Origin of the sequence: Klebsiella sp. BIGb0149, from assembly GCF_004362605.1 — a bacterium.
GTDB lineage: Bacteria > Pseudomonadota > Gammaproteobacteria > Enterobacterales > Enterobacteriaceae > Klebsiella > Klebsiella terrigena.
The window spans coordinates 254,220-267,489 of the sequence record NZ_SNYG01000004.1; the positions used below are offsets into that span (position 1 = coordinate 254,220).

Sequence of the window (13,270 nt, forward strand, 5' to 3'; positions counted from 1 at the left end):
AGGGGCTTTTCAATTTGGTCGGTGATAGAGGATGACTTCGCCACTACGTGGCTCGCCCTGCGGGCCGTTGCTAAAGCAACGTTCTCTCGCTGCGCTCGGGTCGAACCTCTGCCCCCGGAGGTTCTCATCCTCATCGGCCACAGACGTAAAAAAGCCCGCTCTAAGAGCGGGCTTTTCAATTTGGTCGGTGATAGAGGATGACTTCGCCACTACGTGGCTCGCCCTGCGGGCCGTTGCTAAAGCAACGTTCTCTCGCTGCGCTCGAGTCGAACCTCTGCCCCCGGAGGTTCTCATCCTCGTCGGGCCACGGACGTAAAAAAGCCCGCTCTAAGAGCGGGCTTTTCAATTTGGTCGGTGATAGAGGATTCGAACCTCCGACCCCTTCGTCCCGAACGAAGTGCGCTACCAGGCTGCGCCAATCACCGAATGCGGGCGCATCTTACTGCTGAGACCCACACCCGTCAATGCCTTATTATGAAAAAATCACTCAAGCGGCGAGAAACTCATCACTCTTGCGGCTCCTGCACGGCTTTGCTCGCACCGGGCACGCGACACCAGTTGTTATTCTCATTAATCCCGCCGTCCGGCGAGGTGTAGCCGAGACAGCCCATAATGGTATCGTACAGCTCAACGTGACGACGCGGGACCTTCATCGCCGCCTGCTGCTTGAGCCGGGCAAAAGAAGCCGCATGGTCGGGCGCTTCCAGATACTTATCCGACATCCACACCATCATCGGCACGCGGAACTGCTCCGGCGGCGCCATCTTGCGCGGCGTCCCGTGCAGGTGCTCGTGCTCGTTGATCGACTCACCGTGATCGGCGGCATAGAAGACAATCGCTTTCTTATCGCGCAGCTGATCCAGCACGCTAACAATAAAGTGGTCGACATAGCTCACGCTGTTATCGTAGGAGTTAATCAGCTCTGCTTTCGAACATTTGCTGTCCACGCCAACGCACTCCGGCTTCCACTGGGCGAAGCTGCGCGGGTAGCGCTGGGTATAGTTAAAGTGCGAACCCTTGGTATGCAGAATAATCAGGTGCTTGCCGCGGGTGTTCTTCACCATCGAGCGCTTCACCTCATCGATAAGCAGCATGTCATCAACGCTCTTACCGCGGTTACGCGGCTCGGCGCCAATCTGCTCGCGATAGGCAATGGTGTTCGCCATCGTATTGCTGTAGAACCACATCTCGCTCTGCATGGCGTAGAGATCGCCGGTGAAGCCCAGCTGGTGCAGAACGGAAAACACGTTTTGCTCTTTCAGCGTGCGCTGGGGGTTATCTTCCGCCCCGCCTTCGCGAACGAACATGCAGCGCAACGAGAGCTTAGTCGCGGTATCACAGGAGTAGCCGCGGAAGGCCACGAGATTTTTCTCCTGGGCCAGCTTTGGCGTGGTGTTGCGGCTATAGCCCAGAATCCCCATGTGATCCCAACGGGTCGTCTCGCCGATGATAAACACCACGTAAGTATCATCCAGCCCCTGCGGCGCAACGTAGGTGAATTTCTTCGCCGGGTTAATCAGGGAGCCGTTATCGGAGGATTCATCGACCTGCGCCCAGGCGTACAGCCCCAGCGAGGAGAGCCAGTTCGAGGGCAGATAGGAGTTAGCAATCACCCCGCCGTAGCTCGGCATATCCACTTCTGAATTTCGCTCAACGTTCTTCTGGCGGACCTCAAGCAGGCGAATCGGCCCCCAGACCATCAGCCCGGCCAGCAGCACAATGGCAATATTCTTCACCCGCTGGCCCGGCGTGCGGATCTGCCGCAGCAGAGTGTCCCGGCAGCGATTATTCCAGATAAACAGCAGCGGCGGCGCGCTAACCAGCACCAGCCAAAGAATCAAATGCCAGCCGATCACTTCCTGGGAAAGATCGATATCCGTGGTCATCACCGAGGCAATAATACCGTAGCCAATAACCACGTTGAGGAAGGTCATATAGTAGCTGGCGGCGGCGGAGAACAGCACCACCAGCGTGGCTAATATTCGCCATAACCGCCGTCCCGTCAGCGACAGAATACGCAGCAGGAAGAAGGTCACCAGCACGGTCGCAACCAGTTCCACAAGCCCGGAAAGTCCTTTCCAGAAGGTAAATTCCTGAGCATAACCGTCGAAGCGACGGATAAAAACGGCAACGTTCATAAACCAGCCGATGTACAGCGCCAGCCATATACTGAGCGTCTGCTGCGTCATCGTTCTAATATATTTCATGCAAGAAAACCTGGAAAAAGATGAGATAAAACCCCCTCACTTACGCGATATAAGCAAGCAGGTTAATAGAGTGCGTTAAGGTTGGTTATGAGAAACCTCTACAAAGCGCGGTAAGTAGACCACAGAGGAAGGGAAAAGTATCAGGAGGGAATGTGATCCGACCAAATATTTACAAAATATCTGGTCGGATTGGCATTATAAGCTTAGTGAATTGATGCCCCGTCGCCGAGTGACGCGCCGTCAGGCGTGTGCAGCGCGATAAACTTCGTTTTTTGGCTGGCGGATCGTCGTGGAAAGTGCCAGGGAAAGAATCAGCAGCGCGAAGATCACGCAGAAGGTGACGTAGAATCCGCCGAACAGGGACGCAATCAGCGACCCGCAGATGCTGCCAATACCGAAGCCCAGATAAATCACCCCGTAGTTTTTCGCCAGGTTGTTCAGACCGAAGAATTCGCTGATCAGGGACGGGAACACGGTGATCGTACCGCCGAAGTTAAAGGCCACGCAGGCAATCGCGGCAAAGAAGGTCACGGCATTCAGCGGGGCGAACAGCAGCGCCGCCATACCGACCAGCGAAACGACCTGACCGATAGTGATAACGCGGATGCGGGAAATTTTATCCGACAGGATCCCCAGCACCAGGCGTCCGCTCAGGTTAGCGATAGAGATAATGGTCACCGCATTCGCCGCCGTCGCCACGTCCAGGTGCACCATCCCCTGCGCAATATCCTTCGCCACGCCGATAACGTACAGGCCGCTCATGCAGGCGGTCAGGAACATCACCGCGAGCATCCAGTACTGCGGTTTACGCATCGACTGCGCCAGCGTGAAGTCATTCTCCACCACCCCATTGCGGGTGCTGGCGGCGTGGTTCGGCGCATCTTTCATCAGCGTGGCGCCAAAAACAATCATCACCAGCACAATCGCGCCCCAGATGATAAAGGTCTTCTCCAGCCCGACGGTGGCCAGCAGATGGCTATCAATAAATTTAAACCCGAGGCTGCCGAGGCCGTAGGCGCCGATGGAGAAGGCGGAAATCAGCCCTTTACGCTCGGGGAACCACTTCACGCAGTTGGAGAGCGTCAGCAGGTAGCCGGCGCCGTCGGCCAGGCCCACCAGCAGACCGGCGCTCAGCCACAGCATCATCAGGCTGTTAGCGTGGGCGGTGAGGAAAAAGCCGAGCCCGAGCAGCACGCCGGACGCCATCGTCACGCGTTTTACGCCAAAGCGTTCCTGCAGCTTACCGGCGACGGAGGAAGATAGCGCCAGGCCAAGGCTCAGCAGGCCAAAGGAGAACGCCACCTGGCTTACCGGCTCGCCCAGCTTGGCGGAAAGAGAACTATTGAACAAACTCCAGGTATAAACCGATCCCAGCGCGAACTGCGTCACGATCGTGCCGAACAGCGTGAGCCAGCGGGTATATTGAGTAGTGGTAGCGTTCATGGCAGATGTCCTGAAAGATTAACTGCCGCCACAATAGCGAAGTCCCCAGAAGCCCAGGGGAGAAAAGGCATGAAATGCCGTCAGCAGGGAATGAAATGCATAAATGCCGGAATGAATGACATGGCGAAACGGGCGCGCGCTCGACGGCAGGGAATAAGTTAGTGCCTGCTATCTCACCATGCCGCGCCAGTTCTGTGATCGCAACGTTAAAAAGTGGTGCCAAACATGCTACATATGGACGACATAATTCACATTACAGAAGCAAAATAGCCACAGCGTAGCCGAGCGGCACGCCCGGCGAATTTATGCCAGCGGCGGGCGCGCAGGTCGCCGGAAGCCGTCCGGAAAGAGGGCTTAAAAATTGGCGCTGACCCCCATCAGGTACTGATAGTTTGCCCCGGTTGGCAGGTTGTCCGCCTGCGAGAGCGCCGCCCATGCCGCAAGGTGCGAATTGAGCGACATATCCGCCCCGAAGGTGACATCCCGCCAGCCGCCGTCCTGGGTGCGGGTTGGCCAGGGCAGCTCTGAAGAAAGCGCCTGGTTGTAGCTCACCTGCGCCCAGGGGTGAATGCCCCACAGCTGCTGATAATCCACGCGCCAGCCGAGCGTGTTCACGTAGCTGCTTTCCGCCGTGCGGCGAACGGGAGGCGGCTGTAGATCGCTGCGCAGGCTTGCCACCGGCCCTGAAGTCACGCCGTTGGCTAAGGTAAAGTTCCAGCCCACGCTCATGCCGTGCCCGGTATCCGGCGGTGCCACCGCCTGGTTAAGGGCGAATCCGGCGGCCTCGCCGGTTGAATTGATGCGCTCAGCCAGAATGTCCTCATAGCGCGGTTGGTGATCGCTATCCCACGTATAGCGTTCGGGTGTATTACTTTTTGTATCGATAGCGATATATTCCTGTTGCCAGGCGTTCACCCCACTGACGCACGATACCCACACGGATACGCACGCCGGGAGGAAGTATCCCCACAAGCCATTGCATTTCTTTATTATCATTAAAGCGACTCCATAAAGAGCCAAACCGGAAGTATTGCTGTGTTTTTTATGGGATCTGATACCCCTGTATTTGGGAGTGGTATCCCTGTATTAACTATTATCTTTATCTTTCAGCCGTCAAGGTGAACGCGTAAGTTTTATTGCTAAGGGAGAAAGACATGCAGCGTTGCGGATGGGTTAGCCAGGACCCTCTCTATATTCAGTATCACGATAGCGAATGGGGCGTAGAGCAAAGAGACGCCGGGAAGCTGTTCGAAATGATCTGCCTCGAGGGCCAGCAGGCCGGGCTTTCATGGATTACGGTGCTAAAAAAACGTGAGAACTATCGCCGGGCGTTTCACCAGTTCGACCCGGTTCGCGTCGCCGCGATGGATGAGGCCGACGTCGAGCGTCTGTTGCTGGACGCCGGTATTATTCGCCATCGCGGAAAAATTCAGGCCATTATCGGCAACGCGCGGGCCTTTCTGGCGCTGGAAGAAAAGGGCGACTCCTTCAGCGATTTTGTCTGGTCCTTTGTCGATAACCACCCGCAGATATCGCACGCCGCTACGCTGGCGGAAATCCCCACGACAACCCCCGCCTCCGACGCGCTGTCGAAGGCGCTGAAAAAACTCGGCTTCAAGTTTGTCGGTTCGACTATCTGCTACTCCTTTATGCAGGCCTGCGGTCTGGTGAACGATCACGTCACGGGCTGCTTCTGTTACCCCGGAGGTGCGGATGATCCGCAAGTGGGAAACTAAAGAGATTGGCCCGCTGCTCGCGCTATGGCTGGAAAGCACGATTCACGCGCATCCGTTTATCAAAGAGGCCTACTGGCATGAAAGCGTCGCGGTCGTGCGCGACGTTTACCTTCCCGCCGCCAGTACCTGGGTGTGGGAAGAAGACGGTGAGATAAAAGGCTTTATCAGCGTGCTGGAGTCACGCTTTGTCGGCGCGCTTTTCGTCGCCCCGACGGCGCTGCGCCGGGGGATCGGCCGCGCGCTGGTGGACGAGGTCAAGCGGCACTATGCCTGGCTGAGCCTCGAGGTGTACCAAAAAAACGTCCAGGCGGTGAATTTCTACCATGCGCAGGGCTTCCGGATAGAAGACTGCGCATGGCAGGACGATACTCTGCAGCCGACGTGGATTATGCGTTGGCCGGTGGATCAAACGCCGTTAACGTAAGCGCCGGGCCGGCGTATTTCTCCAGCCACGCCAGCGCCGTGTTTCCGGCGCAGCCGTTACCGAGGCGCGAAGTCGGAATATCTTTGGTCAATACGTTCACCGCGCCATTTTTACAGATCCCCGCCTGCGGGTCGATATCAGGCCAGGCGCCCTCGTGCAGGCAGATAACCCCGGGGCGGATCCCCTCCGTCACCACCGCGCCGGCGAGAACCTGGCCGCGCGAATTCCATACCCGCACCAGATCGCCGTCGGCAATCTGCCGCGCCTCGGCATCCAGCGGGTGAATAGTTAGCGGCTCGCGGCCGGCAACCGCGTACTGCTCGCGCAGGGCCGTGTGATTTAGCTGGCTGTGCAGGCGATGGGCCGGATGGGCGGAGAGCACCTGCAGCTGGCCCGACTGCGCGTTGCCGTGCCATTCGTCCGGCGCCAGCCACATCGGGTGCGGCGGGCAGTCGGGATAGGCAAAACCGGCAATCGTCGGCGAGTGGATCTCAATTTTTCCGCTCGCCGTTTTCAGCGGATTAGCCTGCGGATCGGCGCGGAAGGCGCCAAAGCGAGCGAAGCGGGCGTTGTCGGGGTTTTCCGGCATCTCAATCAGCTGATTATCCTGCCAGAACTGCTCGAACGGCGGCAGCGTAATCTGCTGGCTCGCGCCGCGCTGGGCCGCGGTGCGGTAGAAGCTTTCCAGCCACTGGATATCGCTTTTCCCCTCGGTAAAGCGCGCGCGGCCGCCCTCTTCCCAGCGCTCGCTGAGATCGGCAAACACCTCAAAGTCATCCCGGGCCTCGTCGCGCGGCGCAACCACGCGCTTCATCGGCACCAGATGCTGGTTGCTGTAATCGCCGGTCATGGTCATATCGTTGCGCTCAAACGAGGTCGTCGCCGGCAGGACGATATCCGCGTGGCGGGCCGCGGCGGTCCAGAAGCACTCCGAAATAACGATGAGCTCCGGCTTCTGCCAGGCGCGGATCAGGCGATTGGTATCCTGATGATGGGTAAAATTGGCGCCGCCCGCCCACCAGATAAAGCGAATATCCGGGAAGCATCGGTCCATGCCGTTGTGCTGATAGGGCGCGCCGGGGTTTTCCAGCGCTTCGACAATGCGCGCCACCGGAATTTTTTCCACCGCCTCAATTCCGTCCGCCACGCAGCCCTGCATGGAGGCCAGCACCGCCGCCCGGCGGGTCGGATTGCCGCCGTTAGCAAAATGGTAGGAGAGGCCAAAGCCGCCGCCCTGGGTGCCAATTTGTCCCAGCATCGCGGCCAGGGTGACCAGCATCCAGTGCTTCTGCTCGCCGAACTGCTGACGCTGCATGCCCCAGCCGGACATCAGCATGGTCGTGTTTTCGTGGAACAGTTGCGCCAGTTCGCGGATTTTATCTGCACTTACGCCGCAAATCTCCGCAGCCCACTCGGCGGTCTTCGCCACGCCGTCGCTCTCGCCGGTCAGGTAGCGGGCGAAAATCTCATAGCCGCTGGTATAGCGCGCCAGAAACGCATCGTCCTGCCAGCCGTTTTCAACCAGGGTACAGGCGATGCCCAGCATCATCGCCACGTCCGTTCCCATATGCGGGGCCACCCAGTCGATATCCTCGCCAAAGAAATCAACGGTTTCCGATCGCATAGGATCGATGCAGATCACCCGTTTGCCGCTCTTGCGCAGCCGATCGAACCACGTCACTCCCTGCTCATCGGAGGCATTCCAGGCAATCTTCAGCGTATTCAGCGGATTAGCACTCCACAGCACCACCACGTCGCTATGTTCCAGCACCATTGGCCAGCTGGTTTGCTGCTGATACACCTCATTTCCGCCCACCACGTACGGCATGATCGCCTGCGCCGCGCCGGTGGAGTAATCCCCGAGGTGGCCGGTATAGCCGCCGGCCAGGCTCATATAGCGCTGCAGCAGCGTCGCCGCTTTATGCAGTACGCCGTTTGAGCGCCAGCCGTAGGAGCCGGCAAAGATCGACGTCGGGCCGTAGCTCTCGCGGATCCGCTGATGCTGGGCATGAATAAGATCCAGCGCCTGCTCCCAGCTCACCCGGACAAACTCATCCTGTCCGCGTACGCCCTGCGGGCTATCCGGCGAGGCCAGAAAGCCTTTTCGCACCATCGGGTAGCGCACGCGGGTTTTGCTATGAACCTGGTCCCGCACGGCGGTTTGCAGAGAGTTGGCGAAGGGGGTTTCCAGCGCGCCGCGGGAGGAGAGGACATTTTCACCATCGGTTTCAACCAGCATCGGTCCCCAATGGGCCGCGGTGAGGATGGTTTCAGTTGCAGATGAGGTTGGCAAAGCGAGCTCCTGGTCAGCGAATGCAGGTGTTGTGGCGGCCTGTTATTCGGCCGTTCAAGGTTACTTACAAATAGAGACGTTATCCGGGGAATTTTCTCCGCATCCGGGCGTCATAATCAACCGTCACGGGCGCTGTGACAAAGAATAAAATGGATTAAGGAAATAATATGAAAAAACGCGTACTGATGATTGCGGCCATGGTTAGCGGCACGCTGGCCATTTCTGGCTGTACAACCAACCCCTATACCGGCGAACGTGAAGCAGGAAAATCCGGCGTCGGCGCAGGCATCGGCTCCCTGGTCGGCGCGGGTATTGGCGCGCTCTCCTCTTCCAAACACGACCGCGGCAAAGGGGCGCTGATAGGCGCGGCGGCGGGCGCGGCGCTTGGCGGCGGCGTCGGCTACTACATGGACGTACAGGAAGCCAAACTGCGCGAGAAAATGCAGGGAACCGGGGTTAGCGTGACGCGAAATGGCGATAATATCGTGCTAAATATGCCCAATAACGTCACCTTTGATAGCAGCAGCGCCAACCTCAAACCGGCGGGAGCCAATACGCTCACCGGCGTCGCGATGGTGCTGAAAGAGTACGAAAAGACGGCGGTTAACGTGATCGGCTATACCGACAGCACCGGCGGCCAGGATCTGAACATGCGCCTCTCGCAGCAGCGCGCGGATGGCGTTGCCAGCGCCCTTATCACCCAGGGCGTGGCGGCAAACCGTATCCGCACCAGCGGCATGGGCCCGGCCAATCCGATTGCCAGCAACGGCACCGCGGAAGGCAAAGCGCAGAATCGTCGCGTGGAAATTACCCTCAGCCCGCTGCAGTAATCCCGCTTCATCGCTCCCTCCTGCGCCCGGTAAGACGCGCTTACCGGGCAAAATGCTTGATATAGCGAATTTTCGCGCTAAGGTGTTCTCCAGATTTCAGCAAAGGAAGCCATCATGGCGAAAGCGGCGCGAGCAACCATTAGCGATGTGGCAAAAGCCGCAAAGACCGGTAAAACCAGCATTTCACGCTATCTCAACGGCGAAAAGCATCTGCTTTCCGATGACCTGCTGGCGCGCATTGAAAAGGCGATTGCCGAACTTAACTATCGCCCCAGCCTGATGGCCCGCGGCCTTAAGCACGGCCGCACTCGCCTGATTGGCCTGATCATCGCCGATATTACCAACCCCTACTCGGTTAACGTGCTGAGCGGCATCGAGGCCGCCTGCCGCGAGAAAGGCTTCACCCTGCTGGTCTGTAATACCAACAACGAGCTGGATCAGGAGCTGCACTATCTCGACCTGCTGCGCAGCTATCAGGTTGAGGGGATCGTGGTCAACGCCGTCGGCATGCGGGAAGAGGGGCTCAATCGCCTGCAGCAGTCGGCGCTGCCGATGGTGCTAATCGACCGAAAAATTCCCGATTTTGCCTGCGACGTGGTCGGGCTGGATAACGCCCAGGCCGCCACCACCGCCACCGAACACCTGGTGGAAAAAGGCTTCGAGGCGCTGCTGTTTCTGAGCGAACCGCTGGGCTCCGTCAACACGCGACGCGAGCGGCTGAGCGCCTTTCGCACCACCCTTCAGCGCCATGCCGGGGTCGTCGCGGAAAATGCCGAAGTCCCGCTCAACGACGGCGTGATGCTGGACAGCGTGCTGCGCCAGTTTCACTCCGGCCATCGCGGGATGCGCAAAGCGGTTATCTCCGCCAACGGCGCCCTGACGCTGCAGGTCGCGCGCGCGCTGAAGCGAGTTGACCTGATTTGGGGAAGCGATATCGGCCTGCTCGGGTTTGACGAGCTGGAGTGGGCGGAGCTCGCGGGCGTCGGCATCACCACCCTCAAACAGCCGACGTGGCAAATAGGCTACGCCGCCGTTGAGCAGGTGGTACGCCGCATCGAAGGCAGCCATGAGCCGATCTGTGAGCGGGTATTTTCCGGGGAGCTGATCGTCCGCGGATCGACCTCCCGTTAGCTCGCCTTCGTGATGGTGATCATAAATTAGACATCCTCCCCTTTCCTTTGGAACCGGTACCATCTAGCGTAATAGAGAGATTCGCTACAGAACCACCGGGAGTTTGTCAGATGGCCAGAAAAATCATTGTCGTGACCGCCGCTTATGGCAACGATCGCGTTAGAGAGCTTGGCGGGCAGTCCGCCGTACTGCCGTTCATTGCCGGTTCCGGCGCCGACGGCGTGGAGATCCGCCGCGAGCTATTCAGCCCCGGCGAGCTGAGCCGGCTGCCGGCCCTCGCCGCGGAGATTGAAAGCCACGGCCTGCTGGTCTGCTACTCCGCGCCGGAAGCCCTGTTCGCCGCCGACGGCTCGCTTAACCCGAACCTCGCGGCGCTGCTGCAGGAAGCGCAAACCCTCAACGCCTTATGGTTAAAACTCTCCCTCGGCCACTTCATCCATAACAACCAGCTGGAGACCCTGCGCCGCACGCTGCAGGAGAGCGGCATGGCGCTGGTGGTGGAAAATGACCAGACCGATTGCGGGCAGCTGGCGCCGATGCAGCGGTTTAAAGCCACCTGCCGGGTCAATAACCTGCCGGTGACGCTGACGTTTGATATGGGCAACTGGCTGTGGGTCGGCGATTCGCCGGAAGAGGCCGCCCGCCATCTTGCGCCCGCCGTCAGCTATATTCACGTTAAGGCGGCCCAGCCGCATCGCGAGCAGTACCGCGCCGTTCCTCCCGATGAGGCCGCTCCACGCTGGATGGCGCTGCTGGATAACCTGCCGGCCGATGCCCCACGCGGTATCGAATTTCCGCTGCTCGGCCATGACCTGACGGCCGTTACCCGCCGCTATGTCAATCTTTTACGCGAGGATTAAGCCATGGAAAACAACCTGGATGTCATTACCATCGGCGAAGCGATGGCTATGTTTGTGGCGACCCAAACCGGGGATCTCGCGGAGGTTGAACGCTTTATCAAGCGCGTCGCCGGCGCGGAGCTGAACGTCGCCACCGGACTGGCTCGCCTGGGGCTGAAGGTCGGCTGGGTCAGCCGCGTCGGCGAGGATAGCTTCGGTCGCTTTGTTCTTAATTCGCTGGCAAAAGAGGGGATTGACGCCCGCGGTGTAACCCAGGACCCGCGCTACGCAACCGGCTTCCAGATGAAATCTAAAGTCGAAAATGGAACCGATCCCATTGTGGAATATTTCCGCAAAGGCTCGGCGGCCAGCCACCTGTCGCCGGATGATTTCCACCCCGATTACTTCGCCAGCGCCCGCCATCTGCATCTGAGCGGCGTCGCCGCCGCGCTGTCGGAGAGTTCATATGCGCTGCTGGATCGTGCCGCTGGCGCGATGAAGGCTCAGGGAAAAACGATCTCTTTCGACCCCAACCTGCGCCCGGTGCTGTGGAAAAGCGAAGGCGAAATGGTGGAGAAGCTCAACCATCTCGCGTTCCAGGCCGACTGGGTTTTACCCGGCCTGAAGGAGGGGACAATCCTGACGGGTCAGCAAACGCCGGAGGCTATCGCGGACTTCTATCTCAACCGCGGCGTACGCGCCGTGATCATCAAAACCGGCTCCGACGGCGCCTGGTATAAAACCGCCGCGGGCGAGCAGGGTGCCGTCGCGGCAGTTAAGGTCGATAACGTCGTCGATACCGTCGGCGCGGGCGATGGCTTTGCCGTCGGGGTCATTAGCGCCCTGCTGGAAGGCAAAACCCTGGATCGGGCGGTACGACGCGGGAATAAAATCGGCTCGCTGGCGATTCAGGTTCAGGGCGACAGCGAAGGATTACCGACGCGCGACGCGCTGGGCGAATAACGTTTAATGCAACGATGGTCGCCACTCTGTACCCTACATACAGCGCGGCATAAGACACCTTCTATCGGTGAGTGTTACCTCACATACAGAGGCAAGCCTATGAACAGCTTAACCAATGCAACAAAACGCTGGTGGTACATCATGCCTATCGTGTTTATCACGTATAGCCTGGCGTATCTCGACCGTGCCAACTTCAGCTTCGCCTCCGCGGCGGGCATTACCGAAGATTTGGGGATCACTAAAGGGGTCTCATCGCTGCTGGGCGCCCTCTTCTTCCTCGGCTACTTCTTCTTCCAGATCCCTGGGGCAATCTATGCTGAACGCCGCAGCGTGCGAAAACTTATCTTTATCTGTCTGATCCTGTGGGGCGCCTGCGCTTCGCTGACCGGCATGGTGCACAATATTCCGGCGCTGGCCGCTATCCGCTTTATTCTCGGCGTCGTCGAAGCCGCGGTGATGCCCGCGATGCTGATTTACATCAGCAACTGGTTTACTAAATCCGAACGCTCGCGCGCCAATACCTTTTTAATCCTCGGTAATCCGGTCACGGTGCTGTGGATGTCGGTGGTGTCCGGCTACCTGATTCAGTCCTTTGGCTGGCGCGAGATGTTCATTATTGAAGGCGTGCCGGCGGTGCTCTGGGCCTTCTGCTGGTGGGTGCTGGTAAAAGATAAGCCGTCGCAGGTGAACTGGCTCTCCGAGAGCGAAAAAGCCGCGCTGCAGGAGCAGCTGGAACGCGAGCAGCAGGGCATCAAAGCCGTGCGTAACTACGGCGAGGCCTTCCGCTCACGTAACGTCGTGCTGCTGTGCATGCAGTATTTTGCCTGGAGTATCGGGGTGTACGGCTTCGTGCTGTGGCTGCCGTCAATTATCCGCAGCGGCGGTGAAAACATGGGCATGGTTGAGGTTGGCTGGCTCTCCTCGGTACCTTACCTGGCGGCAACGATTGCGATGATCGTCGTCTCCTGGGCCTCGGACAAAATGCAGAACCGTAAGCTGTTCGTCTGGCCGCTGCTGCTGATTGGCGGGCTGGCCTTTATCGGCTCCTGGGCGGTCGGCGCAAACCACTTCTGGGCGTCATATATCCTGCTGGTGATTGCCGGCGCGGCGATGTACGCCCCCTATGGCCCCTTCTTCGCCATCATCCCGGAGATGCTGCCGCGTAACGTAGCGGGCGGCGCGATGGCGCTGATTAACAGCATGGGCGCGCTGGGCTCCTTCTTTGGCTCGTGGTTTGTCGGCTACCTGAACGGTTCGACCGGCAGCCCGTCCGCCTCGTACATTTTCATGGGAGTGGCGCTTTTCGTCGCGGTATGGCTTACTTTAATTGTTAAGCCTGCTAATAATCAAAAACTTCCGCTTGGCGCTCGTCACGCCTGACATCCTAATACTACGGAGATCCGC

At 58.9% G+C, this 13,270-nt stretch carries 11 protein-coding genes, 1 tRNA gene and 2 other RNA genes; 7 read left to right on the plus strand and 7 right to left on the minus strand.

All coding sequences use genetic code 11. The features are described from left to right. Positions 1–15 precede the first annotated feature (15 nt). From EDF75_RS16105 to EDF75_RS16130, 6 genes are all read right to left on the minus strand, one after another. A non-coding RNA gene (locus EDF75_RS16105) (RtT sRNA) lies at positions 16–148 on the minus strand. 33 nt (positions 149–181) lie between these two features. Continuing rightward, a non-coding RNA gene (locus EDF75_RS16110) (RtT sRNA) lies at positions 182–315 on the minus strand. A gap of 33 nt (positions 316–348) precedes the next feature. Beyond that, positions 349–425 (minus strand) — tRNA-Pro (locus EDF75_RS16115). A gap of 81 nt (positions 426–506) precedes the next feature. Then, entirely contained in the window at positions 507–2,207 is a 1,701-nt protein-coding gene (eptB, locus tag EDF75_RS16120) for a kdo(2)-lipid A phosphoethanolamine 7''-transferase (RefSeq protein ID WP_133600144.1), read from the minus strand. Between the two features lie 240 nt (positions 2,208–2,447). Further along, positions 2,448–3,650 (minus strand): L-lactate MFS transporter, encoded by a 1,203-nt coding sequence (locus tag EDF75_RS16125; RefSeq protein WP_133600145.1) that lies wholly within the window; start codon positions 3,648–3,650, stop codon positions 2,448–2,450. A gap of 354 nt (positions 3,651–4,004) precedes the next feature. Continuing rightward, positions 4,005–4,646, minus strand: coding sequence for an autotransporter outer membrane beta-barrel domain-containing protein (locus EDF75_RS16130; protein ID WP_133600146.1), 642 nt, complete (start codon positions 4,644–4,646; stop codon positions 4,005–4,007). A gap of 158 nt (positions 4,647–4,804) precedes the next feature. Between EDF75_RS16130 and tag the strand changes: the two genes are divergently transcribed. Further along, positions 4,805–5,386, plus strand: coding sequence for a DNA-3-methyladenine glycosylase I (tag, locus tag EDF75_RS16135; RefSeq protein ID WP_045853911.1), 582 nt, complete (start codon positions 4,805–4,807; stop codon positions 5,384–5,386). Continuing rightward, the gene (locus EDF75_RS16140; RefSeq protein WP_133600147.1) at positions 5,364–5,810 is read left to right on the plus strand and encodes an N-acetyltransferase; all 447 of its coding nucleotides are present in this window, start codon (positions 5,364–5,366) and stop codon (positions 5,808–5,810) included. Before tag ends, EDF75_RS16140 begins: the two co-directional genes overlap by 23 nt. Here the strand turns inward: EDF75_RS16140 and EDF75_RS16145 are convergent. Beyond that, the gene (locus EDF75_RS16145) at positions 5,773–8,103 is read right to left on the minus strand and encodes a molybdopterin guanine dinucleotide-containing S/N-oxide reductase (protein WP_133600148.1); all 2,331 of its coding nucleotides are present in this window, start codon (positions 8,101–8,103) and stop codon (positions 5,773–5,775) included. The genes EDF75_RS16140 and EDF75_RS16145 overlap by 38 nt on opposite strands. A gap of 167 nt (positions 8,104–8,270) precedes the next feature. Between EDF75_RS16145 and EDF75_RS16150 the strand changes: the two genes are divergently transcribed. The 5 genes from EDF75_RS16150 (at position 8,271) to EDF75_RS16170 (ending at position 13,246) form a co-directional block, all read left to right on the plus strand. Then, a complete protein-coding gene (locus tag EDF75_RS16150) occupies positions 8,271–8,933 on the plus strand; it encodes an OmpA family lipoprotein (RefSeq protein ID WP_133600149.1) in 663 nt (220 codons plus the stop codon). Positions 8,934–9,047: 114 nt separating this feature from the next. Next, positions 9,048–10,064 carry a LacI family DNA-binding transcriptional regulator gene (locus EDF75_RS16155; RefSeq protein ID WP_133600150.1) on the plus strand — a complete coding sequence of 339 codons (1,017 nt, stop codon included), beginning with the start codon at positions 9,048–9,050 and terminating at the stop codon, positions 10,062–10,064. A 110-nt stretch (positions 10,065–10,174) separates the two neighbouring features. Beyond that, a complete protein-coding gene (locus tag EDF75_RS16160; RefSeq protein ID WP_133600151.1) occupies positions 10,175–10,924 on the plus strand; it encodes a sugar phosphate isomerase/epimerase family protein in 750 nt (249 codons plus the stop codon). 3 nt (positions 10,925–10,927) lie between these two features. After that, the gene (locus tag EDF75_RS16165; RefSeq protein ID WP_045853907.1) at positions 10,928–11,866 is read left to right on the plus strand and encodes a sugar kinase; all 939 of its coding nucleotides are present in this window, start codon (positions 10,928–10,930) and stop codon (positions 11,864–11,866) included. Between the two features lie 99 nt (positions 11,867–11,965). Continuing rightward, a complete protein-coding gene (locus tag EDF75_RS16170; protein ID WP_133600152.1) occupies positions 11,966–13,246 on the plus strand; it encodes an MFS transporter in 1,281 nt (426 codons plus the stop codon). Positions 13,247–13,270: the final 24 nt, after the last annotated feature.

Coding starts and splice junctions, on each gene's coding strand:
- eptB (WP_133600144.1), bottom strand. CDS start 2,207: ATGAAATATATTAGAACGATGACGCAGCAGACGCTCAGTATATGGCTG.
- EDF75_RS16125 (WP_133600145.1), bottom strand. CDS start 3,650: ATGAACGCTACCACTACTCAATATACCCGCTGGCTCACGCTGTTCGGC.
- EDF75_RS16130 (WP_133600146.1), bottom strand. CDS start 4,646: ATGATAATAAAGAAATGCAATGGCTTGTGGGGATACTTCCTCCCGGCG.
- tag (WP_045853911.1), top strand. CDS start 4,805: ATGCAGCGTTGCGGATGGGTTAGCCAGGACCCTCTCTATATTCAGTAT.
- EDF75_RS16140 (WP_133600147.1), top strand. CDS start 5,364: ATGATCCGCAAGTGGGAAACTAAAGAGATTGGCCCGCTGCTCGCGCTA.
- EDF75_RS16150 (WP_133600149.1), top strand. CDS start 8,271: ATGAAAAAACGCGTACTGATGATTGCGGCCATGGTTAGCGGCACGCTG.
- EDF75_RS16155 (WP_133600150.1), top strand. CDS start 9,048: ATGGCGAAAGCGGCGCGAGCAACCATTAGCGATGTGGCAAAAGCCGCA.
- EDF75_RS16160 (WP_133600151.1), top strand. CDS start 10,175: ATGGCCAGAAAAATCATTGTCGTGACCGCCGCTTATGGCAACGATCGC.
- EDF75_RS16165 (WP_045853907.1), top strand. CDS start 10,928: ATGGAAAACAACCTGGATGTCATTACCATCGGCGAAGCGATGGCTATG.
- EDF75_RS16170 (WP_133600152.1), top strand. CDS start 11,966: ATGAACAGCTTAACCAATGCAACAAAACGCTGGTGGTACATCATGCCT.